This window comes from Paenibacillus oryzisoli (assembly GCF_001653565.1).
Lineage (GTDB): Bacteria > Bacillota > Bacilli > Paenibacillales > NBRC-103111 > Paenibacillus_E > Paenibacillus_E oryzisoli.
Genome location: NZ_LYPB01000085.1, coordinates 96142 through 121762, shown reverse-complemented (window position 1 = coordinate 121762; position 25621 = coordinate 96142). Strand labels below are relative to the sequence as shown.

16 protein-coding genes are annotated in these 25621 nt (G+C 44.7%); all 16 read left to right on the top strand.

Annotation, left to right across the window (positions count from 1 at the left end; translation table 11 throughout):
- The first annotated feature begins 80 nt into the window (after positions 1–80).
- The 16 genes from A8708_RS26685 to A8708_RS26610 all read left to right on the top strand — a co-directional run bounded on the left by A8708_RS26685 (position 81) and on the right by A8708_RS26610 (position 25619).
- The gene (locus A8708_RS26685; RefSeq protein WP_239696862.1) at positions 81–1400 is read left to right on the top strand and encodes an ABC transporter substrate-binding protein; all 1320 of its coding nucleotides are present in this window, start codon (positions 81–83) and stop codon (positions 1398–1400) included.
- A gap of 72 nt (positions 1401–1472) precedes the next feature.
- Positions 1473–2363 carry a carbohydrate ABC transporter permease gene (locus A8708_RS26680; RefSeq protein WP_068668685.1) on the top strand — a complete coding sequence of 297 codons (891 nt, stop codon included), beginning with the start codon at positions 1473–1475 and terminating at the stop codon, positions 2361–2363.
- Positions 2364–2397: 34 nt separating this feature from the next.
- Positions 2398–3276, top strand: coding sequence for a carbohydrate ABC transporter permease (locus tag A8708_RS26675; RefSeq protein WP_082927826.1), 879 nt, complete (start codon positions 2398–2400; stop codon positions 3274–3276).
- Between the two features lie 7 nt (positions 3277–3283).
- Positions 3284–4693: a sulfatase family protein gene (locus A8708_RS26670; protein ID WP_068668683.1), complete on the top strand. Its 1410-nt coding sequence runs from the start codon at positions 3284–3286 to the stop codon at positions 4691–4693.
- Positions 4694–4741: 48 nt separating this feature from the next.
- The gene (locus A8708_RS26665; protein ID WP_068668682.1) at positions 4742–5872 is read left to right on the top strand and encodes a glycoside hydrolase family 88 protein; all 1131 of its coding nucleotides are present in this window, start codon (positions 4742–4744) and stop codon (positions 5870–5872) included.
- A 620-nt stretch (positions 5873–6492) separates the two neighbouring features.
- The gene (locus A8708_RS26660) at positions 6493–8751 is read left to right on the top strand and encodes a helix-turn-helix domain-containing protein (protein WP_068668681.1); all 2259 of its coding nucleotides are present in this window, start codon (positions 6493–6495) and stop codon (positions 8749–8751) included.
- A 168-nt stretch (positions 8752–8919) separates the two neighbouring features.
- The gene (locus tag A8708_RS26655) at positions 8920–9825 is read left to right on the top strand and encodes an ABC transporter permease (RefSeq protein WP_068668680.1); all 906 of its coding nucleotides are present in this window, start codon (positions 8920–8922) and stop codon (positions 9823–9825) included.
- Between the two features lie 18 nt (positions 9826–9843).
- Entirely contained in the window at positions 9844–10728 is an 885-nt protein-coding gene (locus tag A8708_RS26650; RefSeq protein WP_068668679.1) for a carbohydrate ABC transporter permease, read from the top strand.
- A gap of 60 nt (positions 10729–10788) precedes the next feature.
- Positions 10789–12405: a type 2 periplasmic-binding domain-containing protein gene (locus tag A8708_RS26645; RefSeq protein WP_068668678.1), complete on the top strand. Its 1617-nt coding sequence runs from the start codon at positions 10789–10791 to the stop codon at positions 12403–12405.
- A 21-nt stretch (positions 12406–12426) separates the two neighbouring features.
- Positions 12427–15435, top strand: coding sequence for a chondroitinase family polysaccharide lyase (locus A8708_RS26640; protein WP_068668676.1), 3009 nt, complete (start codon positions 12427–12429; stop codon positions 15433–15435).
- Between the two features lie 15 nt (positions 15436–15450).
- A complete protein-coding gene (locus A8708_RS26635) occupies positions 15451–20448 on the top strand; it encodes a polysaccharide lyase family 8 super-sandwich domain-containing protein (protein ID WP_068668675.1) in 4998 nt (1665 codons plus the stop codon).
- Positions 20449–20672: 224 nt separating this feature from the next.
- Positions 20673–22133: a PAS domain-containing sensor histidine kinase gene (locus A8708_RS26630; protein ID WP_068668674.1), complete on the top strand. Its 1461-nt coding sequence runs from the start codon at positions 20673–20675 to the stop codon at positions 22131–22133.
- Between the two features lie 221 nt (positions 22134–22354).
- A complete protein-coding gene (locus A8708_RS26625; RefSeq protein ID WP_068668673.1) occupies positions 22355–22810 on the top strand; it encodes an MFS transporter in 456 nt (151 codons plus the stop codon).
- A 120-nt stretch (positions 22811–22930) separates the two neighbouring features.
- Complete coding sequence (locus tag A8708_RS26620) at positions 22931–23224, top strand: HPr family phosphocarrier protein (protein ID WP_068668672.1); 294 nt, start codon at positions 22931–22933, stop codon at positions 23222–23224.
- A gap of 33 nt (positions 23225–23257) precedes the next feature.
- Entirely contained in the window at positions 23258–24151 is an 894-nt protein-coding gene (locus tag A8708_RS26615; RefSeq protein WP_068668671.1) for a LysR family transcriptional regulator, read from the top strand.
- Between the two features lie 133 nt (positions 24152–24284).
- Positions 24285–25619, top strand: a complete 1335-nt coding sequence (locus A8708_RS26610; RefSeq protein ID WP_068668670.1) for an LLM class flavin-dependent oxidoreductase — start codon at positions 24285–24287, stop codon at positions 25617–25619.
- Positions 25620–25621 lie beyond the last annotated feature (2 nt).

The following is a 25621-nucleotide window of genomic DNA, read 5'->3' as shown; positions in this document are numbered from 1 at the left end:
TGTCAGAGGCCATGGCATCTAAGTATAATTCAAATTAAGAAAACGCAAACAAATCATATCAAAAAAAGGGTGAGTGTCCAATGAAAAAAAGTTTGAAGCTGGGTGTGACCGGCACATTGTTAATGGGATTGCTGGCAGGATGCGGTTCCGCTGGGACAACGACGGGAGATAAAAGTACCACTTCCCCAGAGGCCAAAGCGACACAAGTCAATTTGAAAGCAACTGTACTGCCGGATGATTTGGAAACGTTTAAAGCGGCTTATGCCGAATTTAGCAAAGAGAACCCGAATATTGGGGTGCAATTCGAAACCATTCCTCAAGCACAGTATTACGAGAAGCTTCGCATGCAGCTGTCCTCGGGTGAGAATATGGATTTGTTCGGCGGTACGATGGACGTATTCTTGGATACTGGTATTCTAGAGCCCCTAGATGATTATGTCAAAAAGGCGAACGTGGATGTATCCGGATTTGGCCCGTTATACGATGCGTTAAAAGTCAACGACAAAGTATACGGACTTCCGTATCGGAAATCCAACTGGATGTTGTTCTATAACAAAACCTTGTTCGACCAAGCCGGTGTTGCTTATCCGAAAGCGGATATGACCTGGAACGATTTCCGTGACTTGGCGAAGAAGATAACGAAAGGCGAAGGCACGAATAAAGTGTATGGCGCATTCGTACATCCATGGGCACAAACGTGGTATATGCAAGGTGTTCAAACGGGCGCTTCCATCATTGATAAAGACTTGTCTGTGTTTAAGAAGGGACTTCAATTCCGCATGGACATGGAAAAGGATGGCTCTATCATGGGTTGGGCTGAACAAATTACAACGTCCGCTCATTACAACGCAGCTTTCCAAAAAGGGAATATCGCGATGAACCTTATCGGGGATTGGCATGTGGCACAGCTTAGACAAGCAGAAACAGAGAAGAAAATCAGCTTTGATTGGGACGTTGTGCCGGTTCCGCATCCAGATGGCGTTGCTGCTAACACAAGCTTGGCAACTCCGGTATCATTGATGGTTAATAAAAATTCCAAGCACAAAGAAGAAGCATTCAAAGTGGTGCAATTCATGACCGGCGTGAAAGGCGCGAAGCAATTCGCAGCCAAAGGGTTCCTCACAGGGTATATCAACGATGATATTCGTAAGACTTACATCGGCGACGGCAGCTTGAAGCCTAAAAACATCCATTATTTCGTGGAACAAAAAGAATATCCGGAATATCCGCTGCTGCCTGGTGTGAAAAACATTCTAGTGAACAGTGTCTACAAGCAAGAAGGCGAAATGGCATTAACAGGGGCTCAAACGGTTGATCAAGCGATTCAAAAAATCGGTCAGCGTGTTGCTTCGGAGTGGGCAGATAAATATGCCAAGGATTACAAAGCAGGCAAGAAATAAGTCATAGAACAGAAACGGTCGGGCTTCACCGCATGAAGGTGGGGCTCGATTGCTTCGATAGGAGTGGGGTATATGAAGGTGACAAGCAAAGCATTACGACGTAATCGGTTGACAGGGTATACATTTTTGCTTCCCAATATACTTGGATTTTTGATTTTCATTTGCTTGCCAGTGTGTGCCTCCTTCCTCATGAGCTTCACAGAATGGAATGGATTTGGGGAAATTAAATGGGCAGGACTATCGAATTATATTAATTTATGGAGCGATGAAACGTTCCGTATTTCCCTGCTTAACAGTCTAATTATGACAGCTGTTTCCGTACCAGTGACATTGTTCCTTGCGATTTTGGCAGCAGTCGCCCTCAATAAAGGGTTGAGAGGCGTTAAAATATTCCGAACGGCGATTTTCCTGCCGCACATTACAGCAACGATTGCTGTAGCGGTCGTATGGCAGCTGCTTTATAACCCGACCATGGGGCCCATTAACGGGATCCTTAGAAGTATTGGAATTGATAATCCACCGATGTGGCTAGCTTCGACGCAGTGGGCTCTGGTTTCCGTCATTATCGTTAGTATCTGGCATTCCATCGGTTACTACATGGTACTTTATCTAGCAGGTTTACAGGGAATTCCTAAAGATCTGTATGAAGCAGCTGAAATTGATGGTGCAGGGAAGATTGCGCAATTTCGCAAAATTACGGTGCCGATGCTCTCGCCTGTTATTTTCTTCACAGTGATTATGGGGATTATTAATTCCTTCAAAGTATTCGATCTTGTGTTCGTCTTGACCAAAGGAGGACCAGGTCGTTCAACGCATATGTTGGTTTACGACATCTATTACACAGCTTTCCAACGCTTTGAATACGGTTACGCATCAGCGATGGCCTATGTACTATTCACGATTATTCTCATTATTACTCTCATTCAATTTAGAGGACAAAAGCGTTGGGTGAACTATTCCTAACAAGCTATTTGGGATAGAGACAGGAGGAACCAGCATGAGTATGCAGTTAGAATCAAGCCAAATAACCATGAAACTGTCCAGGCGCCCGCAGCTTAGCTCATTAGTTAGAAAAACGGTGTTATATCTCGTCGTTACCGTGGTTGCCTTGTCTATGGTTGTTCCCTTTCTTTGGATGCTTTCCGCATCTGTGAAATCCGAGGCAGAAATATTCAGCTTCCCCATTCAGTGGATACCGAGCCACTTTTACTGGTCGAATTATAGCAAGGTATGGACAGAACTTCCTTTCTTCACCTATTACTTGAATACGATTAAAATCGCCGTGCTGACCACGCTGCTGCAAATTATTACATGTTCCACGGCGGCATATGCGTTTGCTAAAGTGAAATTCCCAGAACGCGATAAATTGTTCTTCTTATATGTGGCGACGATGATGGTACCTTATCAGGTCATGATGATTCCACAGTTTATGCTGATGAAAAAAATCGGACTTATTGATTCGCATTGGGCATTGATTCTATTAGGAGCTTTTAGCCCATTCGGTGTGTTCCTGTTCAGACAGTTCTTTATGGCCATTCCGGAGGAACTCTCAGAAGCAGCAAGAATTGACGGACTGAGCGAGTTCGGTATCTATTCGCGGGTCATTCTACCATTAATTCGGCCGGCTATTGCCAGTTTAACGATTTTCACCTTCATGCATGCGTGGAACGATTTCCTCGGGCCTTTAATCTACTTGAATTCGGATAGCTTGTTCACACTCCAGCTCGGCATGCAGCATTTCCAATCCGAGCATGCGACGGAGTATGGGCCGTTGATGGCAGCAGCCGTGTGCGCCATTATTCCAACGATTCTGATTTACTTTATGGCGCAGGACCATTTCGTCGAAGGGATTTCCGCAGGCGCGGTTAAAGGGTGAGTCCCAGATGAAGCCCAATATCATTTATATTTTTGCGGATCAATGGCGTAAGCAGGCTGTCGGGTTTACCGGAGAAGATTCAGTTCTCACACCGAATATCGACAAGTTTGCAGAGGAGAGTCTGGTATTTAACCATGCGCTCTCTTGCACGCCTCTATGCTCGCCGCACCGGGCAGCGCTTATGACAGGTAAATATCCGCAATCAACCGGTGTCTATACGAACTGTAAAATCGGTGCAAATATTATGCTGAGTCCGGAAGAGGTAGGTATCGGAGATGCGTTGAAGGCATCGGGGTATCACACGGGGTATATCGGCAAATGGCATTTGGACTTGCCGGAGCAGAATACGTGTCCAGAGCCTGAATCTGGCGCCCGAGAATGGGATGCGTATACACCGCCAGGACCGAAACGGCACGGCTTTGATTTCTGGTATTCCTACGGTGCGTATGATCATCACCTGGAGCCGCATTATTGGAAAGACACGCCGGAGATGATTCAGGTTGACCAATGGTCATTGGAACATGAGACGGATGTGGCACTGGACTTTATTCGGACACGAGGGAAAGAACAGAAAGATCCATTTGCGTTATTTGTCTCATGGAATCCGCCGCACAGCCCCTTCGAGCTGGTACCCGAACGCTACAAGGAACTCTATCGTGGTCGGGAGTTGAGCTTGCGACCTAATGTGAGGTCGGAGCAGCTGGCTGCGCATACAGGGGAGCCCTTTGAGAGCGGGGATGAAGCGCTGCTTCGATATACCCGTGATTATTTCGCTGCTGTGTCTGGCATGGATGAGCAGTTCGGCCGGATTTGGCGTGAAGTACAAGAACTCGGTCTTGCAGAAAATACACTGATCGTACTCACATCGGATCATGGTGAGCTAATGGGTTCCCATGGCCTCATGGCGAAGCATTCTTGGCATGAGGAATCCATTGCGATTCCTTGCTTGATGAACTGGCAAGGTACGATGGAAGCGGGCAGCACGGATCTGCTTTTTAATAGTGTTGATATTATGCCTACACTGCTTGGCCTTATCGGAGTCCCCGTTCCTACGACAGTAGAAGGACTTGATCTTTCTGGCGATCTTCTAGGAACAAGCCATACGGACGTTACTTCTGCTTTTATTTGTGCCTTCCCAGGAAGGAAGGATGCGATGGAGCTTTTCGCTGCTGCTGGTTTTGACAATCGGATGTTTGGTTGGCGGGGAATTCGCACACGTCAGTACACCTATGTCGTGCATAAAGGGTATGCACCTGGCACTGAAGTGCAGCGTTTATGTTATGAACATGAGAAGGATCCGTACCAGCTTAATCCAGTTGTCTTTAGTGACCCGCCGCAGACCGAGCTACTGATGTCATTGGAAGAAGAATTGCAGAGCTGGTTAGATCGTACGAATGATAAGTTTGAATTGGCCTGAGGGTTGACATAACGAAGATGAAACGGGCAAATAGAGAGGGTGACAGCGATGTGGCGTGGGGCAATTGAAGATGCAATTGGCAAAATTCGCAAAAACTTGGAGGTGCATCCAGGTACTTTTCCACATATCACCAATGAGAAGCGCTATGAATGGTCAGCGAATGAGGATTGGATCGAAGGGTTTCATACAGGGCTTGCTTGGCTTAGCTATGAGTACAGTCGAGATTCATTTTTTCGAGAACAAGCAGAGGGGCACATAGCAGATTTCAAAAAGCGGCTGGAAGCGAAAATATGCTTAGAGCACCATGATATCGGCTTCCTGTATGGACTATCCGCATTAGCGGGATGGATTGTAGAGAAGGATGAGAGTGCTCGTGAGCTTGCGCTGCAAGCGGCGGATCATTTGGTAGGCAGATGGCGGGAACAAGGTGGCTACCTGCAAGCGTGGGGTCCAGAAAACGATGAGAAGAATGGCGGACGTATCATTATAGACTGCTTGCTGAATTTGCCTTTACTGTATTGGGCTTCAGAAATAACAGGTCTACCGAAATATGCCGAAGTCGCCTACAAGCAAGCTGAATTGTCCCGAAGGTATCTGGTACGTGGAGATGATTCTTCGTATCATACGTTCTATTTCAATACGGAGACAGGTGAGCCGCTCGGTGGTGGTACTCACCAAGGCTATACGGTGGGCTCGACGTGGACACGTGGTCAAGCGTGGGGCATCTACGGCTTCTCCCTATCTTTCCGGTACACGAATGATCCGGTATTCCTACAAACGGCTAAGCGTTTGTTGCGTTATTTCCTTGATCATCTGCCAGAAGATCATGTTGCCTATTGGGATTTCAACGTGCCGATTGAAGCGAATACAAGTCGCGATAGCTCGGCATCGGCTATCACCGCCTGCGGAATGCTGGAGCTGCTGGATCTCCTGCCGGAAGAAGATGGCGATCGAGGCTGGATCCAGCAGGGAGTGGTTCGCACGATGCATTCCCTTGTAAACAAGTATGCTACGATTGGCGAAGAGGCGGAAGGCTTGCTGAAACACGGCTCCTATCATGTGAGAGGTAATAACGGCTTGGATGACTATATGATTTGGGGCGATTATTACTATCTGGAAGCCTTAATGCGGTTGGAACGTGGTATCCCAGGGTACTGGTATGAACGGAAAGCAGAGTAAGGTCGTTAAATGTGTGAAGTCCTGGCTGGTTGAAGTGTTGGTGGAGTAGAAGTAGAAGTAGAAGCAGAAGTAGTGCTCAATTGAGTAGCTAGCTTTCAAATAGATGTAAAAAGTACAGCTAATCTAGCCGTTTAGACAGAAATTTAGCAATTAAATGGAAAAAGTACATCTAATTTGAGTTAAAATGGCGAATTGGTGGTTTGTAGAGGGAATTAACTGTAGAAAATCCATCTAATGTTCCAAAAGGGCTGAATCCAGCAGAAATAACAACATAAAATCCATTTAATTTGTTTGTAGTGGTGGAGGAAGGTTTGTTTGTTGAAGTAAGAGGTAGAAGTAAAAGTAAAAGTAGAAGTAGAAGTAGAAGTAGAAGTAGAAGTAGAAGTAGAAGTAGAAGTAGAAAGCAATGGGATCTACCATCTCCCACACTAAACAGTTAGCATCCGCTTAAGCGGATACTAACTGTTTTTTCATCACTATAGCGCGGCTGTCCATGGCTGTATAAAGGATATCGCTCATCATGTACAGGGGTATAAAACATTCACCTATTGGAATTTCGTGAAACTAGGCATAATGAGAAGCATAAGTTCATGTCACAGCCCAAAGGATGAACATAAACAATGATACTGAAGTTACCGAGATATAGACGCAGGGTGATGACGGTGTTTAACCGTTATTTGTTTTCTTTTGCATTGCTGCTGTTGCTGCCTATGCTTTTTCTAGGAATGACAGGGTACTTTCAATTATCTACGATTGTAGGGGACGAAGTAGAGCGAAACAACCAATCACTTCTGAACAGCCTCCAACGGGAAGTAGATAACAAACTTATTTTGATGAATAAAATCGCTAATCAAATAACGGAAGCCCCAGAGCTGTCACCGTATCTACTTGCACAAGCGGATATGTTTAGCAGCTATCAAGGGAAAAAGATACTGGAAAGTAAAGTTCTCGATGACAGTATTCGTGAGATTATCCTGCATATCCGCGGATCTGAGACGCTATATACGTCGTTAAGCACTTATCGGGTCAATGATTTTGCCAGCCAATTTTACCACTTTGCTCAGTGGAACGCAGAACAATTTAAGGATGATTTAAACCATGTGAACACAACCACGCTTCGACCGGCAGAGGACGTTAAGATGGAAGGGTTACCCACACAACGTTTGATTTCATACATCGTGCCAATTCCGATAAGGAACCAACAACCGTATGGTACGGTGTTATTTGAGTTAAAAGAAGATACGTTGCTCAAAGGACTCAATCCAGATCAAGTACTGCCGAGTGGAAACGCAATCGTTTTCGATTCGTCAGGCAGGGTAATATCGGCTTATAAACAGGAGGATTACTTGAAATCCGCCGACCTTTATAAGCAAATTGTAGACGGGGTCGACAAACGGTATATGCAAGAATTTCACGATGGGAAGTACGTGATTTCCACTCAGAAATCAACGCAAAGTGGCTTGACCTATGCGATTATGCTGCCTTATGCTTCTGTCGTTGCCCCTGTCAATCAAGCCATTGTCAAATGGATGAGTTATTTGCTATTTATTTTCGTTATTGGAAGCGTATTCGTTTACATCGTAATGGTATTCAATTACAACCCGATAAAAAAGTTAGCTGCTTTGGTAGAAACATTTCGAGGTCACTCCATTCACAAATCAAACGTATTCGAAGCAATTGGTTCTATGATCAACGATATTGCCGACTCAAACCGATCCTTAGGGCGCAAGTTGGAGGAGAATCGTTCTGCTGTAAGAGACCATTTTCTCGGACATGTATTGAGGGGAGAATTTCAAACACTAGACGACGTGAACGAACGGGGGGAAGAGGTTGGAGTTATGTTTCCTTTTCCAGACATTATGGTGATGATCTTAGAGCTCCCCGTTTCCCAATTGTTCTATAGAGAGCCGTTGATTGCAGAAGTAGAGCGGCAGTTCGGTGGAGAAGCGGTCGGTCATGTAAAGAGCAGCTTAGAAGAACGAAGAGCGATTTTTATTGTGTCTTGGGGAGGCAATCCCTTGGAACGCAAGCTGTGGTTGAATGAGTTGCATGAACATCTGAGTAAAATGTTTGATATCCCGATTACGTTGGGGATTGGCAATGGCTATCGGGAACTGACGCAAGTGGGGCGTTCCTACTTGGAAGCATCAACGGCGATTGATTATAAAATGATCAAAGGCAATCAGCGAGTGATCTTCTTCGATGACCTCATGGCACATGATCATGCTGATTTGTTGAATCCTAGACGTGTACTAGATGAATTAGAAATCGTACTGCAGCGTGGGGAAGTCACTCAGATTACTAGTTGCGTCGAACACATCGCTATGACAATGAAACAAAGCGGGATGACACTATTTATTGCCAAAGAGCTGTGTTATGACATGATTCATAAGTTCAGTACATGCTTAGAGAAGAGAAGAGCAGGAAGCGCAATCGATAGTTTACCAGACATTTTAACATTGAGCGATTATACAACATTAGATGAAATTGCGGATGTACTCACGACCGCTTGCACCACATTATGTCTTTCCCTTGATGAGCCCAAATCGGCATCCCCTGCCGTAATGATCGACCAAATCAACCAGTACATGCTCCAACACTATAGTGATAATGATTTTTCTGTGCAAAAAATTGCCGAGCACTTCACGCTCTCCCTGTCCTATTTGAGCCGCTATTATAAAGAACAGACAGGTAGAACGGCCTTGGAATATTTGAAAGAGATAAGAATCGAACAGGCCAAACGATTGCTCGGAAACCCTAACCTATCTGTCAAGGAGATTGTCCAACAGATTGGCTATTATGATGTGTCTAGCTTTATTCGTACGTTCAAAGGGCAAGTGGGTCTAACACCTGGCGAATATCGAAAGCAAGTGAAATAGGTTGCATAAGCTGAAAACGGCATATAGGTGGTTCAAATTTGGCATATCGGGCTGTCAATTGTGCGCTCTATAAATTTAGCATACGTGGATTGGCGATTTCACTTATTTACCAATGGCCGTGGGGATGGTTAGATACAACCATGAAGATCCAGCGGAGGTGATAACAACATGTCATTCACGATCAAACGAATCATTCGTAACTATGATTTATACTTGCTACTGCTGCCCACGCTTGCTTACTTTATTATTTTTCATTATGTCCCCATGTATGGTGTGCAAATCGCATTTAAAAATTTCAATCCGATTAAAGGAATCATGGGTAGTCCTTGGGTGGGGTTCGATAATTTTGAGCGCTTCTTTCAGTCGTATCAACTGGGAACAATTATCAAAAACACGCTGGGCATCAGTATCTTTGAGCTGCTCGTCGCATTCCCTGCTCCAGTCCTCTTGGCGCTAATGATTAATCAACTGACTAATGAGCGATTCAAACGTCTTGTGCAAACGGTTACATATGCGCCGCATTTTATCTCAACCGTTGTTGTCGTCGGGATTGTGTATTTGCTTCTATCTCCCAAAACAGGTGCAGTAAACAGCCTGTTAGGTGTATTCAACATCGAACCTATCTTTTTTATGGGCAGCGCAGACTGGTTCAAGACGGTGTTCGTCTTCTCCGGCATTTGGCAAAATATAGGCTGGGGAACGATCATTTATCTGGCAGCACTGACGTCTGTGAATCCAGAGTATCATGAGGCAGCGGTTGTCGACGGGGCAACGAAACTACAGCGTGTCTTCCACATCGATATCCCGGCGATTCTACCGACCGTGATCATTATGCTGATCATGAATATGGGTCATATGATGAGCGTAGGCTTCGAGAAAGTGTATTTGATGCAAAATCAACTCAACATTGATTCATCCGAGACAATTCAAACTTACGTGTATAAAGCAGGACTAGTACAAGCCCAGTACAGCTATTCTTCTGCGATTGGGTTGTTCAATACCGTTATTAACTTCATTTTATTAATTAGCGTGAACCAAATTGCCAAATCGTTAAAACAAACGAGCTTATGGTAAAAGGGTGGAGGGAAATGTATGAAGCTGGCTAAAAATAGGACGGACATGACCTTCGATGTTATCAATTATTCGTTGATTGTCATGCTGCTCCTACTTGTTCTCTATCCGCTTTATTTTGTTGTTACGGCTTCTGTAACAAATCCAGATGTGGTTTACTCGGGAAAGCTATTATTTTTTCCTCAAGAACTGACATGGGATGGGTATAAAAGGTTGTTTGCCGATGCGACCATTTGGATTGGTTTTAAAAATTCATTATGGTACACCGTTACCGGCACGACACTAAATGTTGTGCTGACCGTTATGGCCGGTTACGCCCTTTCCAGAACAGATCTCGTCGGAAGAAATGTCTTCATGTTCCTGCTTGTATTTACGATGTTCTTCGGTGGTGGGCTGATTCCAACGTATCTGCTAGTGAAAGATCTCGGTATTCTAAATACAACCTGGGCCATGATTCTTCCCAATGCGGTATCGGTCTTTAATGTCATCATTGTTCGCACATTTTTTCAATCTAACGTACCAACGGAGGTGCTCGAATCGGCCATGATTGATGGCTGCTCGAACATTAAGTTTTTTGTGAAAATTGCCATTCCGTTGGCAATGCCGATTGTCGCTGTGATGGTGCTCTTCTATGCCGTAGGGCATTGGAATTCCTATTTCCAAGCGTTGATTTATTTGAAAAGCAACGGCTTGCAGCCGCTGCAAATTATTTTGCGGAACATCCTCATTATGAACGAAGGTTCAGACCTTCAGAATTTAATGGACGGATCCCAAGAGCAGCAAAAAAAGCTAGAGTTGATGAAATACGCAATTATTATCGTTTCCAGTCTACCTATGATGATCTTGTACCCGTTTCTTCAGAGATATTTCGTGAAAGGCGCGTTAGTGGGTTCATTAAAAGGATAGTCACAGAACTCAGATTTGATCAAGTAAACTATTATCTAATTGGAAGGTATGGTGCGAAATATGAATCATAAATGGGGATTAAGTACAGTTGCTCTCACAGTAAGTATGGCTGTTGGGCTTGCAGGATGCGGAGAGAAGGAGGCAGGAACGGTTGACGGTCAGCAAGCTACGACAGCGCAAGTACCGAGCAATCTTAACGTAACCGACTTTCCAATTGCCAAAGAGAAGTTAACCTTAAACATTGCTGCTTTCAAACCACCATCAGGCAAAGACTTGAATGATTATAAGTTCTTCCAGGATATCGAAGCCAAAACGAACATCCACATCAATTGGAATCTGACACCGGGAAGCAGTTGGCAAGAGAAGAAAAACCTGCTGTTTGCCGGCGGCGAGCTGCCGGACGCCTTCTATGCACATGGTATTTTGAGCGAAGATACGGATGTAGTTAAATATGGTTCTCAGGGTATTCTCATTCCATTGGAAGGCTATATCGATACGTACGCGCCGAATGTAAAGAAGCTGCTGCAAGATAATCCCGTGTACAAAAAGCAGTTAACGGCACCGGATGGACATATCTATTCACTGCCGACCATTGATGAAACATATTCAAGAACGAAATCAACGATGTTCATTAACAAGAAATGGTTAGATGAGTTGAAGTTGCCTATGCCGACGACAACGGACGAATTGTATCAAACTTTGAAAGCTTTCAAAGAGAACGATGTTGGAGGCAACAACAAGAAGGATCAGATTCCGATGTCCTTTCTGCAAAATTGGAATAATGATGTGAACTCCTTGTTCGGGGCTTTCGGTCGCATCGATCGTGATGTTCACAAAGCGGGTAACAATCATTTGTCCGTAGAGAATAACAAAGTGATCTATACGGCAGTTCAACCGGAGTATAAGGCAGCCATCCAATATGTTAACAAATTGATTTCCGAGGGCTTGGTTGATCAGGAAAGCTTTACGCAGGATGCCAAAGTGTTCAATGCCAAAACTGCTAAAGGGATCGTAGGCGTCGCATTCGACTGGAATCCGGCAAACCAAGATTACGTTTCTCTACCACCACTGAAAGGGCCAGCGGGACAGAAACCCGTGTGGGCGGAGTACCCTGCAGGAATACTGCTAAGAGGTTCATTCGCGATTACGAATGTGAATAAGAATCCCGAAGCCACCATTCGTTGGATCGATAACATGTATGATCCGAAAAATTCTATGCAGCTTAGCAGAGGTGTGATCGGCGGCCAGAGCTTGAAAGAACGATCGGATGGCAAGTACGAAGTTGTTAATCTTCCAACAGGGGCGAATGAAGATGATTTCAAACAAGTACCTCCAACGGCATATTCCGTATGGGCTACTACGAAAGCAGCAAGTGACATGGCTGTAGCTGCTGCTTCAGGCAAACGGACTAAAATCGATATTGACAACGTTTATGCGCCATTTCTTGTCAACGATTCATTCCCGAAAGCCTATTTCACTGCTGAAGAAAATGATCAAATCTCACGTTATTTGACGGATGTGGATGCTTACGTTAGCAAGATGTATGCCAAATGGATGATGTCAGGCGGCATTGACAAAGAATGGGACGACTACGTGAAGAAGTTGAACGATATGGGTCTGGATAAAATGATGAAAATTTACCAAACGGTATATGACCGCTATCAGGCTGCCAAATAACGACAGTTAGGTGGAGTGAGCATGAAGATATTAGTATTCGACAATGAAATCCCACCGCATTTGGTCTGTGATAGGAGTTCACACTTAGCTATAAGTGAGCGCTATTACAAATACGGTAAGCATAGTCTGCAATGGGCATACAGCTCGAATTCCTATTTGCAAGTGAATGAACCACTTCTTTACCGTCCGTATCAAGAGGGATCAATCAGTCAGGAACGAGATTCGTTCGTTGTGTGGATTTATAACGGGGAGCCAATTGCAGATGTCGTTACTTTTCAATTTGGACGGAAGGATGGGGTGGATTGTCAGTTTGACTTCCACCTTAATTTCCGCGGGTGGCGTACGGCTTGGGTAGCGTATGAGCGAGACATGCAAGGGGATCCTCATCTCGAAATGGACAAGTTGACGATTCGCGCACCGAAGTCAATCGGCGAGGGGACGCTGTACATCAATCAGCTCGTACTGAACACGCGCATCGATCCTCGTTTTCATACGCGGGATAAGCAAGTTCCGTTAGTTAATCTAGAGGGGGATCAGAAAGCGAATGCCCATTGGCTCAGTTTGCTTGCATTTGAGGAATTGGCGCCTAGGTATGCGATGCCTGAATCGGTATCCACTGAGCAGCAAAGGGCGCATGAGGTCACTCATGAACGATTCGAAAAGTTGATCCTAGAGGATCGAATAGTCACCCATGCTGACATGTTGAGAATCAAGATGATGTTCGCAAACTTCGAAATTTCTCGTAATGGGAATGTAATATCAGGAAGGCCGATAGACCTTCCGTTCTTCGACCATGTGCCGAAGGAAGACAGGGAACGATGGAAAGAACTCGTGAACGGTGTACAGCTATCCGCGTACACGGATTTCATGATGGACATTGCCGTCTGTTATCGTTCTACCGATCAAGCGAGTTGGAAACGAGAGCTGCAAGTCATGTTTATGGATATGCTCGATCATCTGGATGAGCAAGGCTGGACGTACGGCAGTGCCCAAGGGACTGTTCATCATTTCGGTTACAATTATCGGAATTACTACCCAGCTGTATACTTGATGCGAAATGAGCTAGCGCAAGCGGGTCGGCTTGAGCGAACGCAGCAAACGATGTATTGGTATAGTGGGGCAGGGCGCATTCACGCACCGCTGGAAGAGATAGAAGGGAATATTGATATTTTCAACACGACCCTTCATGGCATATTGGCAAGTCTGTTAATTTTGCCTGATTCCCCAGCGAAAGTCCGTGAGCTGACTTCGTTCAGTACGTGGCTCAGCCAATCTTTATTACCCGCGCCAGGTTTAAGGTCCGCCTACAAATCAGATGGTTCAGCCTACCATCATGTTAATCATTATCCCGCATATGCGATAGGTGGTTTCCTCGGCGTTACGCCTGTCATTTATCTGCTAAGTGGTACTGCATACCGAGTAGATGAACTTGCTCACGGCTCTGTTCGCAAAGCACTGCTCGCCATGCGATTGTACTCGAATAAATACGAATGGCTGGTCAGTCTCTCTGCTCGCCATCCTACAGGAAAAGGGGAATTGGAAGTCGTGCCATTCCAATATATGGCGTTAGCTGGAACTCCTGATGGACTACAGCCCATTGATGAAGAGGTGGCAGCGGCATATATGCGGCTGCACCATGACGAGGAGAAATCTGAAGTCTATGAACGGTTTCTAGAGATGGGAATTACACCAGAAGATGATCCGAATGGACATTGGACGATGAATTTCGCAGCGTTGGCGATTCATCGCAGAGGCTCGTGGCTTGTAGGTGCAAGGGGTCATAGTCGTTATTTGTGGGCAAACGAGTCGTATGTCAGCGCTAACCTCTATGGCAGGTACATTTCGCATGGACATGTGCAGATTATGAGCCAAGGCCAGCCCATTAATAATGAGGCCAGCGGCTATCATCATGATGGCTGGGATTGGAATCGCTGGCCAGGGACAACGACAGTGCATAAGCCAATACCAGAACTGCGCTCCAACGTGCGAAACGTGGATGCCTTTAGTGGATTTGAAGAAATGCTGCTCTCCGATGAAACGTATGCGGGCGGATTAAACTTGGAAGGGCGCAACGGCATGTTCGCGATGAAGCTGCATGAGCATCCCAAATATGAAGGAAGCCTCCGTGCTCGCAAATCCGTCTTCTTCTTCGATAATCGGATTATTTGTCTGGGTTCCGATATTGAGAACACGAATACGGTCTATCCAACGGAAACAACGCTGTTTCAGAGTCATCTCGCTGATCAGAAGTGCCCAATTTGGGTGAATGATCACAGCCCGATTCGTGAGTTCCCCTATAGCCATGAGCATGTTTTGGACGAATCCATCTGGCTTCTAGATCATTTGGAGAATGGTTATTATATTCCCGCAGGACAGAGGTTGTCGGTATCGAGAAGCGTTCAGCATTCCAAGCATCAAGCTACCGATGCGTATACACAAGGGAGTTTTGCTGCCGCATGGTTGGGGCATGGCTGTGCACCGCAACAAGGGAGCTACGAATATACGATACTAGTGAAAACGGATCAAGACGGTATCGAAACATTCTGCGCGGACATGCAACATGCGGAATCAGCACCCTATACCGTGCTGCGCAAAGATCGCAGCGCACACATTGTGAAAGACCATGCGAACCAAACAACGGCTTATGCCTTGTTCGAAGCAAATACAGGAATTAACGAGGGATGGCTTCGCGATGTCGACACACCTGCGATGGTTATGATTCGAGAAGCAGAAGATGAACTCATCATAAGCGCTGTCGATCCTGATTTACATTTATATGAAGGCAAGGAATGGGATCAATACGATGAAGATGGAAACCAAGTAGAAGTTAGCGTTTATTCTCGCAAGTGGGTTCATGCGCCAAGTATTCCGTCTACCATAAGGCTCATCCTGAGAGGGAATTGGGTCATGAGGGATGATTATTTGGGTTGTCGACTCGCCATAGACCATGGAGATGATGATACGACAATCATTGAAATTACTTGTAAGGACGCAATGCCACGGGAGTTTGTTGTGGGGATGAACATGTAAAAAAGGGGGCGTAGCATGAGATTTTTGAGCAAAAAATGGGTGGCCTGTACACTGGTTCTTGTAATCTTCTTCTCATTGTGGATAAGTCCGGGTCTAGGCGGGTTACCACCCGCCGAAGCGGCAACAACGGTTCATGTTAGCGTGAATTATGATGAAAGTGCAATAGCCAAAAACACGAAGATTTACAATGGAACAACCTACACCGGTACAATTGGAGGCGCTTGGGGTACCTATAATTCAGCCGCAAATACAGATTATGTGATGATGACACAGGCCCCCTCGCGTATGGATTACAGTCTCAAAATGATTTCCAACACGGCCAACCTAAACACCGGTAGAAACAATTTGGGCGGAACTGTAGCAGGAAACAGTGGGATTGCAGGTCATCTTGTGTTTGAAGCCTCTGTCTATATGACTAGTACTCAGCACCGCAGAGATATCCAATTCAGGAGCTTAAATGCACCTGTTCCTGCTACGGCAACTACGAATGTCTCAGTCCTTTCATTTGATAACACCGGGAAAATAAGGGATGGGAATAATGTCGCGTTAGCTAATTATGAAGCAAATACGTGGTATCGTTTGAAACTATTCGTGGATAACACAGCGAGGAAAGTAACCTATTTTGCCAATGATCAATTTCTGGGAGAAGCCTCCCTTCCTGGGGCATGGTTGAATATCAGGCACATCTATTTGTATCAATATTTTAAAAGCGGAGTACAAGGTGAGTTCTATGTAGATGACCTTAAACTTGCGGATTATGTTCCGGTGTCAGGTCTCAACACTTCACTCAATTCGCTTGAGCTATCGGAGACGACCAGTTCCAGCATTACGGCAACTACTCTACCCGCAGATGCGTCAGATCAACGCTTTATATGGGAGGTAGATGATCCAACGGTTGCTTCTGTCACGTATGGTTTGATTACCGCACGGAAGGAAGGTAACACTACGGTTACGGTAAGTACTTACGAAGGCGCATTCACGAAAACAATTCCGATAACCGTCGTCAAACCTGTGGTTTTAGAATCTATAACCTTACCTAGTCAAGCTACCCTAGTTGCAGGAAAAACGATGTCAATACAAGCCGTATTCCAACCTGATAATGCGACGAACAAGAAGCTGATCTGGCAGTCATCCGATTCGAATGTTGCCACAGTTGATACGAATGGGGGAGTCACGGGAATTGCTCCAGGCAATGCAACAATTACAGCTGCATCGGAGTTAGATGGTGTCCTCACAAGTCATACTTCGGTTACCGTAACACCTTTTATTCCCCTTGTACGTGTAAGTTTTACGAATGCGCCGGCACAAATGACCAATTATACGACTTTTCAGTTGGAGGCTGCTGCTGAGCCAGCTAACGCGACCGAAAGACAGCTGACATGGCAATCCAATGATCCCAGTCGTATTCGTGTTGATGAGAATGGGCATATCAGGGCATTGAAAGTAGGTACGGCAATCATAACGGCCACTTCCTCCAATGGGAAGCAAGCCTCTGCGACGATTGAAGTAAAGGCTCCTGTGCTGGAGGATCCACAAGAATACGATACCCTTAGAATTCGCTGGAAGGAAACAATAACAGGCAAGGACACGTTAGACGTTACGAACAGCGAAATTAAGAGCAGAATTGATGACAATGCCGCGAAAGCCCAATTATATTGGGATAGCTTGCAATTAACCGGGGGAAGTCCAACACTTTGGACGGATTTAGTGACTTCCCCGTCGGATTCAACTTTCGTCATTGATCACTATACACGCTTGAAAACGATGGCACAGGCATATGCAACGAGAGGAACGCTTCTCTCTAACAATCCTGCGTTAAAAGCCGACATTCTTCAAGCTATGGATTGGATGTTAGACCATTTATATACGAACACAGGGGTTGAATTCGGGAATTGGTGGAACTGGGATATCGGGATACCCACACGATTAGCAGATATCCTCGTCCTCATGTACGACGATTTGACGCCGGAACAAATTGCTCGAAATACAGCGAGTATCGATCATTACATTGGCGATGTTAGTTCACCTACATTTACACAGGTAGGGGCGAATCGTTCGGATATTATGCTAATTGAAACGAGAATGGGGCTAGTTGAGAAGAATTATGATCGTCTTATTCAGGCGCGTGATGGATTGACACCTCTCTTTGATTATGTGACTACTGGCGATGGTTTCTATGAGGATGGTTCGTTTATTCAGCATAGTAAGGTCGCTTATACGGGTAGTTATGGAGAGGTGCTCATTAGTGGCATGGGGAATTTGCTGCTGTTATTGAATGGGAGCACGTGGCAGCCTGTTGTTCCTGAATTAGAGCATGTGTATCGATGGATTCAAGAAGGATATGCGCCAGTCATGTACCAAGGACAGATCTTGGATATGACGCGAGGGCGTGCGATCGTACGGGAAGGCTTAGATGCGTATGGATCGGCCAAAAACATACTAATCGGTATGTCCCGTATCGCGCAAACGGCTTCAGTGGAGAGAGCTGCTTATTTAAAAAGTTTCATTAAATATCACTTCCAGTTTCTATTGGCTCGTGGGCTGACGTATAGTCAACTTCCTCTGGATTTGGCAGACGGGATTAAAGCATGGATGGAAGACGCAACGATTCAACCCCTAGCCCAGCTTCCAGGACACTTCGAGATGAATGCGATGGCTCGGAGCATACATGTCGGTGATGACTATTTATTTGGGGTAAGCAAGAGTTCTAAACGAATCGTAACCTATGAGTTGACGAATGGTGAAAATGCAAAAGGCTGGTATACCGGTGATGGTATGACCTATCTGTACAATCATGATTTATCGCAATACACAGATAACTATTGGGTAACCCTCAATTGGTATCGCTTGCCAGGTACAACTGTCGTTGTAAGACCTAGAACATCCGATCAGTACCAATATGGCGATGGGGAATCCGCTCCTGCCAATGCTTGGGCCGGTGGCGCAGTGCTAGGGAAATATGGGGTGACTGGCATGAATTTAATCCAGAATGGCACACAGTTGAAAGCGAATAAGTCGTGGTTTACTTTTGACAATGAAATTATTGCCTTGGGTTCAGATATTACTAGTACAGATAATAAAACCGTAGAGACGATTGTAGACCAACGCAAGCTGTCTGCGACGAATACGAATGAACTCTTGGTAAATGGGGTGCTCAAGAGTGGTTTCTTCGGAGAAGAAACGCTGGAACATCCCGAATGGGTTCATTTGCAAGGCAATGTGGATGGGGCAGATATCGGTTATGTCTTTCCGGGTACACAATCACTTAAACTGATGCGTGCGGAACAAGAAGGGAGATATTCGGATACGAACCTCAGTAATCCACCCTCTTCAACGGTACCTACGGAGCTATTCGCAAATAATTATCTAACGATGTGGTTTGATCATGGTTCGAATCCAAGCCAAGAAAGCTATCAGTATGCTATCCTGCCGAATGCGAGTCAGACCGAAACTTCTGCGTATGCGTCTTCTCCGGATTATACGGTTCTGGCTAATTCACAGGACGTTCAAGCGGTTCGCGAGAATAAGCTGGGGGTGACTGGTTTCAATTTTTGGAAGGATAAAGTTACTACGGTTGACGGTTTGACCTCGAATAGTCAAGCATCCGTCATGTTGAAAGGGAACAAAGCTACTGGTGTATATGAGATCGCAGTTGCTGATCCAACGCTGGAGAACAATGGTTTCATCGAAATAGCGTTAGATAAGCCTGTTCAGAACGTGATTAGCAAGGATAATCGGATCGAGATTCTATCGCTCAACCCTACATTGAAATTCAAAGTAAATGTTCAGGATACGATGGGCAAATCGCAGCATATCTCCTTGCAACTAGTTCCTGAAGAGGGAACGAGATCAGGCACAACAGATCCTGATTCAACGAATCCTGAGCCAACAGTTTCAGAACCAACATTACCTGAACCATCGGAAAAACCAACTATCGTCACTGTCAAAGAGGATAAAGCTACTGTCGAAATGGAACATGACAAGGATATCGTCTCCGTGCCATTGGAGCAGATTCCGGGTGTTCCGCTAGAAGTTAACGGCGTGACAGCTCAGCTTACAATTCAGCCTGAACTCGTGAAAGCCATCAAGGAGAAAGTAGTTGGCGATGGCAGCCAAACTACCCTCGATATTATGGCGCGGCCCATTTCAGAGCCATCTATCATGCATGCAGGGGCATCAGATCCCGCTGTTCGTGTGCATGTGGCAAGTCAGGCTATTGAATTTGCACTCCGTATTCGTTCTGAGGATGGTGAAACGTGGTCAGCAAATGACTTCCATTCTGGCGTAGACGTCGTTCTGCCGTTCGATTCTACCGGCACAGATCCGGAGCTGCTTGGCGTGTATAAGTATGATAAAGTCGGCGGAAACTGGGAGTATGTTGGTGGTACGCTAGATCTATCTGCTTACAAAGCCACATTCTCGCCAGATCAAGCAGGCATTTACGCTGTACTGATGTATGATAAGAAGTTTGATGATCTGCCTGACGCACACTGGGCTTCACGAGCTGTGCAGGTATTGTCTGCGAAACATATCGTTGAAGGCATGAGCACGGGTGAATTTAACCCCAATGGGATAACGACGAGAGCACAATTTACTGCGTTATTAGTTCGTTCGTTAGATTTGAAGAAGCAGGCAGCAGGGGCGCCACAATTTGAAGATGTCGAGGAAAGTGCTTGGTATGCCCAAGATGTTGCGGCAGCAAGTCATGCTGGTCTCATCTCAGGTGTTACGGAACAGACCTTCGACCCCAATGGAGAATTGACGCGTGAACAGATGGCAATCTTACTAGTCAGAGCTTACGAATACATCAATGGCAGTTACAAGGCAAGCAATCGTAAACTGGATGACTATAGGGATTATAGTGACATTTCTATCTGGGCCGTAGAAGATGTGAATAAGGCAATTGAGCTAGGTATCCTTTCAGGAGTCTCGAACGAGCGCTTCTCTCCTTCTTCTGCAGCTTTGCGAATGGAAACGGCGGAAGCATTATACAAATTTCTTGTGAAGAAATAGAAACCAAGTAAAAGGTAGCCGTGAGTGCGGCTGCCTTTTACCGTTGGCAGAATGAAAGACTACAATTGGAAGGCAGCGAATCCAAGAGGATTGACTGTCTTCTTTAGCATATAGGGAAATTCATCTATAAACCCTAAAAAAAAGTGTAGGCATAATAGAGGATTTTACCAGTAGGGGAAGAATTCAAAGCTACAACACTCATTTAAATTAGGGGACGTTTACTCATGAGACTAAAAGAATATTTGATAGATTCCTTAATGAACTTAACCTCGGATGGTATCGTAATCGTTGATGTAAATGGAACGGTGCTAGAGGTTAATGCGAAATTCGAAGAGTTACATGGGTGGACGAGGGAAGAGGCTATTGGGCAAGTATTGCCGATGACGCCTGATGAGTTCAAAGAAGATGCGTTCAGACTATATCAATCTTTAATAAACGGCGAGCAAATTAAGAATTTCGAAGCGCTAAAACTTAGAAAAGACGGATCTACATTTTATGCCAATGTCACCGTTTCGCCTGTGAAAAATGCAGAAGGTGTAGTGATTGGATTTGTGGGTGTTGAAAGGGATATTAGCGAAAAGAAAAAAGCGGAAGCGGAGCTTTTAGAAAGAGAATACCAGTTTAGAAAATTGCTCAAACTCAACCCTGAACCTATCTCGCTGCATATGGATGGCATTATTCAGTTTGTTAATGATGCTTGTTGCAAACTTTTTGGCGGTGCTTCTCCGGACGAATTCAAAGGAAAATCCATTTATGACTTTTTTTTCCCTAAGGACAAGGATATCGTTGGAATGCGACTTCAGCAGGTCATGCATTCGGATATGGATAGCTATAGTGAATTCTTTGAGCGAAAGATGCGAAAGTTAGATGGAACTCTCCTGGATGTAGAAATTTCTTCGATTTATGTGTATAAAAATTTGGGATTTCCTGTTGTACAGAGCGTGATTCGTGATCTCACCGAACGTAAAAAGTCCGAAGAAACGATGATTCGGTCTGAAAAATTGGCGCTTATCGGTCAATTGGCTGCGGGAATTGCACACGATATACGTAATCCATTGACTTCCTTAAAAGGGTTTGTACAATTGCTTAAATATAAAAATACAGACTATGTTGACATTATGATGGAAGAACTTGAACATATCAATTATGTTGTCAATGAATTCATGACACTTGCTAAGCCACATCTAAGCTACTACATAGCATGCAGAGCCAAAGAACTTGTTCAGAGTGTCATTAGTTTCTTGCAACCGCATGCCCTTCTTCATAATGTTCAAATACAAGTGGAGATGGACCAAGAGATCCCTGTCATTACTTGCATACCCGACCAAATCAAACAAGTATTAATCAATGTGTTGAAGAATGCGATAGAGTCTATGGACGGTGGAGGTTTAATACAAATATCGTGCCGAAATCAATTCAATCGAAACTTGATTATTTCTGTTAAAGATCAAGGTGTAGGTATTTCTGAAGAAAGGTTAGCTCAGTTAGGTGAGCCATTCTATACAACAAAGGCGAATGGAACCGGTTTGGGAATTATGGTTTGCAAGCGAATTGTGGAAGGGCATGGCGGTACATTTTCTATTCAGAGTGAACTTCATCAGGGGACTACCGTTGAAATAGCATTGCCTATAGGTAAAACAAGAGAGTATGTAACTAATAAGGACCATCAGGATGAAGGTTCCTGATGGTTTTTCTCATAGAATTTTCACGTCCATAGTTTCATTAGGGATGAGACTGCGATTGTGATTCGGTTTCCTGTTGACAAGACTGATCAACAATGATAGATTAAAACTTATAAAACACATTGAATTAATCGGAATTAAGAAGCTGACTGGTCACCCGTAAGCATGGATATTGAATCCATGCTTTTTTTTATTTTACAAAAGGAGTGGATAGGAATGGGCGTATGGGTTGTGCGCGCCATTCTGGGGGTTCCTTAGCTGATAAGTTTGGGAAGAAACCTATGATAATTCGTTCAGGTATTGGTTTAGCATTGGCTCATTTTGCCAATTATTTTGTAGTGGACCTCTTCTCTTTCATACTTGTTCGGGTATTTCAAGGAGTAATGGCAGGGTTTGGTCCTGCTTCCATCGTGTTGGTTGGCACGAATACACCGGAGAAACATGTCGGATATGCGCTGGATGTAATCTCTACATCAACGGCAGCCGGAGGAATTATCGGACCTCTAGTTGGAGGCGTGCTAAGTCACTGGATGTGTTTACGGGCATGCTTCGTTGCATCGGGACTTACAATGCGAAGCGTACCAACCAGCAGTTGCTTGGATGATGAGCCTGACATTACCACAAAAAGATGGAAATATATCAAGTCGACCGTTGACAAATGGTTGTCTGACTTACTATAATCTAAATACAAGTAAATTAATCGGAATTATCGGAATCAACCAGATAACTGGAGATGCTTCATCCTAAGGAGGATGATTGTGTCTCTTTTTTTTGATGATAAGTTTAGAGGAGGAGTTCTTATGAGAATAGATTGGACATATACCTTGGATCAACCATGGACGCTGGACCGTGTATTGAGTTTTGTGGCCATAGCGAATCAATATTCGAGTCAGATTTATTTGGGTGCACATGGAGAAAAGGTCAATGCGAAAGGCCTCTTAGGAATTGTATCCTGGAGTATGTCGCTTCGCGAACATGCAACCATTGCGCTGCAACTTGACGGCATTGATGCACAGGAAGCGTTCGAAGGTGTATCTGCCTATCTGCACAATCAGGACGATGCTTTACATACAACATACTCTCGTAGTTCTTGATGATGGGTAAGTGGGAGAGGAAGTCATGATCACATGAATATTGAAAATATCGAAGCATTCGTCTATGTCATTCATTATAACAGTTTCAACAAGGCAGCGGATGCGTTGTTCTTATCACAGCCTTCCGTAACAGCCCGAATTCAATCATTGGAACGTGATTTGAACACCCTGCTTTTCGAGAGAGAAGGTAGAAATTTCACCCTGACGGATAAAGGAAAGCAGTTTCTTCCCTATGCCCAGCAAATTCTCCAATCCTATAAGAAGGGGAAGCAGCAGCTCCAACATGTGAATAAAGATTATAACGAGCTGAGAGTCGGTTGTACCGTTTCTGTTTCCAATTATATGATCCCCGAAATTCTTCCAAGAATTAAAAGCCAACATGCTCATCTTCAGATTAAAGTAACGACAGCCCCGACAGAGGTTATTCTGGAGATGCTTCTTAATAAAGAGATCGATATCGGTTTTGTTCGAAATGTAACGCATCCCCACGTTGACATTCTAGGTTTTTACGAGGATCCTATTCGTCTATTTGTTCACCCTAGTCATCCTTTTGTGAACAAGAGACCTATGACAATTAAAGATGTGGGCCGCGAATCGCTAGTCTTCTTTGAATGTGGATCACTCGATTGGGTGAAGATCCATCGGCTTTTTGCAACCTTAGATCATCCTCCGCAGATTGAGTACCAAATCGATAACCTGGAAACAGCCAAGAAGCTTGTTACCAAAGGTTTGGGTATTTCCTTTCTGCCTGAACTGTGTGTGCGTCAAGAAGTAAAAGAAGGGCTCCTTGTCCCTATCGATATTCAAGCATTAGGAAGCCTTTCTTTACGTACAATTTTCATTACATTGAAAGAATCCAGCCTTGATTTCTCACACTTAGTACTGGATGCATTGCAAGCATTCGATTGGAAAAAAACAGCTATATAGAACAATTCTATTCAACAATAGAACATCTTTATCTTCGATTGACCGATACATTTGGCGGTGATACAGTAAGTACAAAGTTAAATACCAATTAAACCAATAGGAATTATTGTTTATTGAAAAGGGAGGAATTCGAATGTCGAAACGAAAACAACTAAAACTTGGGGCCATTATTCATGGGGTAGGTGGCAATATGTCATCTTGGAAACATCCAGATGCGATTGTGGATGCCAGCGTCAATTTCAAGTACTACAAAGAACAGGCACAGAAAGCAGAAGCGGGTAAATTCGACTTGCTGTTTATCGCTGACGGATTGTTCATTAATGAGAAGTCGATTCCCCATTTCTTGAATCGGTTTGAACCGATTACGATTTTATCCGCGCTCGCATCCGTCACTTCCAAGATCGGTCTTGTTGGCACGTTATCGACGTCCTACAGTGAACCCTTCACGGTGTCGAGACAATTCTCCTCACTCGATCATATCAGCGCTGGCAGAGCAGGTTGGAATGTAGTCACATCCCCGCTGGAGGGCTCGGCGCTGAACTACAATAAGAAGCTGGAAGAACATCCAGACCACCCTAAGCGCTACCGAATTGCTTCGGAATACCTGCAGGTCTCCAAGGGGTTATGGGATTCATGGGAAGATGATGCATTCACAAGAGATAAACAATCTGGAGAATTTTTCAATCCGGAGAAATTACATCGTTTAGACCACAAGGGTGAATTCTTCTCTGTACAGGGGCCGCTTAATATCGGTAGATCGAAGCAAGGCCGTCCGGTTATTTTTCAAGCAGGATCTTCTGAGGATGGCAAAAATTTAGCCGCCAAAGAGGCGGATGCTATCTTTACGGGTCAACCGACTGTGGAGGATGCGCAACGCTTTTATCAGGATGTGAAAAACAGAGCTGCTGGGTTTGGTAGAAATCCAGACGAGATCGTTGTTATGCCAGGTATAGGTCCAATCATCGGCATTACAGAAGAAGAGGCAGAGCGTAAATACCAAGAAGTAGCCAGCTTGGTGACAATTGAGGAAGCACTTGCGTATCTAGGCCGTTTCTTCGAACATCATGATTTTACACAATATGACCTTGATGCCCCTTTCCCGGAGCTAGGAGAGTTGGGGAAAAACAGCTTCCAAAGTACAACGGATCGCATCAAACAAAACGCGCAAGAAGAAGGGCTGACTCTTAGACAAGTGGCGTTGCAATCTGCAACACCAAGACCTTTATTTATCGGTACCCCGATTCAAGTTGCAGATCGTATACAAGAATGGTACGAGAGCGGCGCAGCAGACGGCTTTATAGTTGGATCAGGGGTTCCGAATGGTCTGAGCGATTTTGTGGATGGAGTCATTCCAATTCTACAGGAACGTGGCATTTATCGAACAGACTATGAGTCGGATACGCTCAGAGGCAATTTGGGGCTGCCTTTTCCAACAAATCGCTATGTGAAAGAGACTGTAAGTAACTAATG

Excerpts from the sequence above, each read along its gene's own strand:
- A8708_RS26685 (WP_239696862.1), top strand. The coding sequence starts at position 81 with ATGAAAAAAAGTTTGAAGCTGGGTGTGACCGGCACATTGTTAATGGGA.
- A8708_RS26680 (WP_068668685.1), top strand. The coding sequence starts at position 1,473 with ATGAAGGTGACAAGCAAAGCATTACGACGTAATCGGTTGACAGGGTAT.
- A8708_RS26675 (WP_082927826.1), top strand. The coding sequence starts at position 2,398 with ATGAGTATGCAGTTAGAATCAAGCCAAATAACCATGAAACTGTCCAGG.
- A8708_RS26670 (WP_068668683.1), top strand. The coding sequence starts at position 3,284 with ATGAAGCCCAATATCATTTATATTTTTGCGGATCAATGGCGTAAGCAG.
- A8708_RS26665 (WP_068668682.1), top strand. The coding sequence starts at position 4,742 with ATGTGGCGTGGGGCAATTGAAGATGCAATTGGCAAAATTCGCAAAAAC.
- A8708_RS26660 (WP_068668681.1), top strand. The coding sequence starts at position 6,493 with ATGATACTGAAGTTACCGAGATATAGACGCAGGGTGATGACGGTGTTT.
- A8708_RS26655 (WP_068668680.1), top strand. The coding sequence starts at position 8,920 with ATGTCATTCACGATCAAACGAATCATTCGTAACTATGATTTATACTTG.
- A8708_RS26650 (WP_068668679.1), top strand. The coding sequence starts at position 9,844 with ATGAAGCTGGCTAAAAATAGGACGGACATGACCTTCGATGTTATCAAT.
- A8708_RS26645 (WP_068668678.1), top strand. The coding sequence starts at position 10,789 with ATGAATCATAAATGGGGATTAAGTACAGTTGCTCTCACAGTAAGTATG.
- A8708_RS26640 (WP_068668676.1), top strand. The coding sequence starts at position 12,427 with ATGAAGATATTAGTATTCGACAATGAAATCCCACCGCATTTGGTCTGT.
- A8708_RS26635 (WP_068668675.1), top strand. The coding sequence starts at position 15,451 with ATGAGATTTTTGAGCAAAAAATGGGTGGCCTGTACACTGGTTCTTGTA.
- A8708_RS26630 (WP_068668674.1), top strand. The coding sequence starts at position 20,673 with ATGAGACTAAAAGAATATTTGATAGATTCCTTAATGAACTTAACCTCG.
- A8708_RS26625 (WP_068668673.1), top strand. The coding sequence starts at position 22,355 with ATGGGTTGTGCGCGCCATTCTGGGGGTTCCTTAGCTGATAAGTTTGGG.
- A8708_RS26620 (WP_068668672.1), top strand. The coding sequence starts at position 22,931 with ATGAGAATAGATTGGACATATACCTTGGATCAACCATGGACGCTGGAC.
- A8708_RS26615 (WP_068668671.1), top strand. The coding sequence starts at position 23,258 with ATGAATATTGAAAATATCGAAGCATTCGTCTATGTCATTCATTATAAC.
- A8708_RS26610 (WP_068668670.1), top strand. The coding sequence starts at position 24,285 with ATGTCGAAACGAAAACAACTAAAACTTGGGGCCATTATTCATGGGGTA.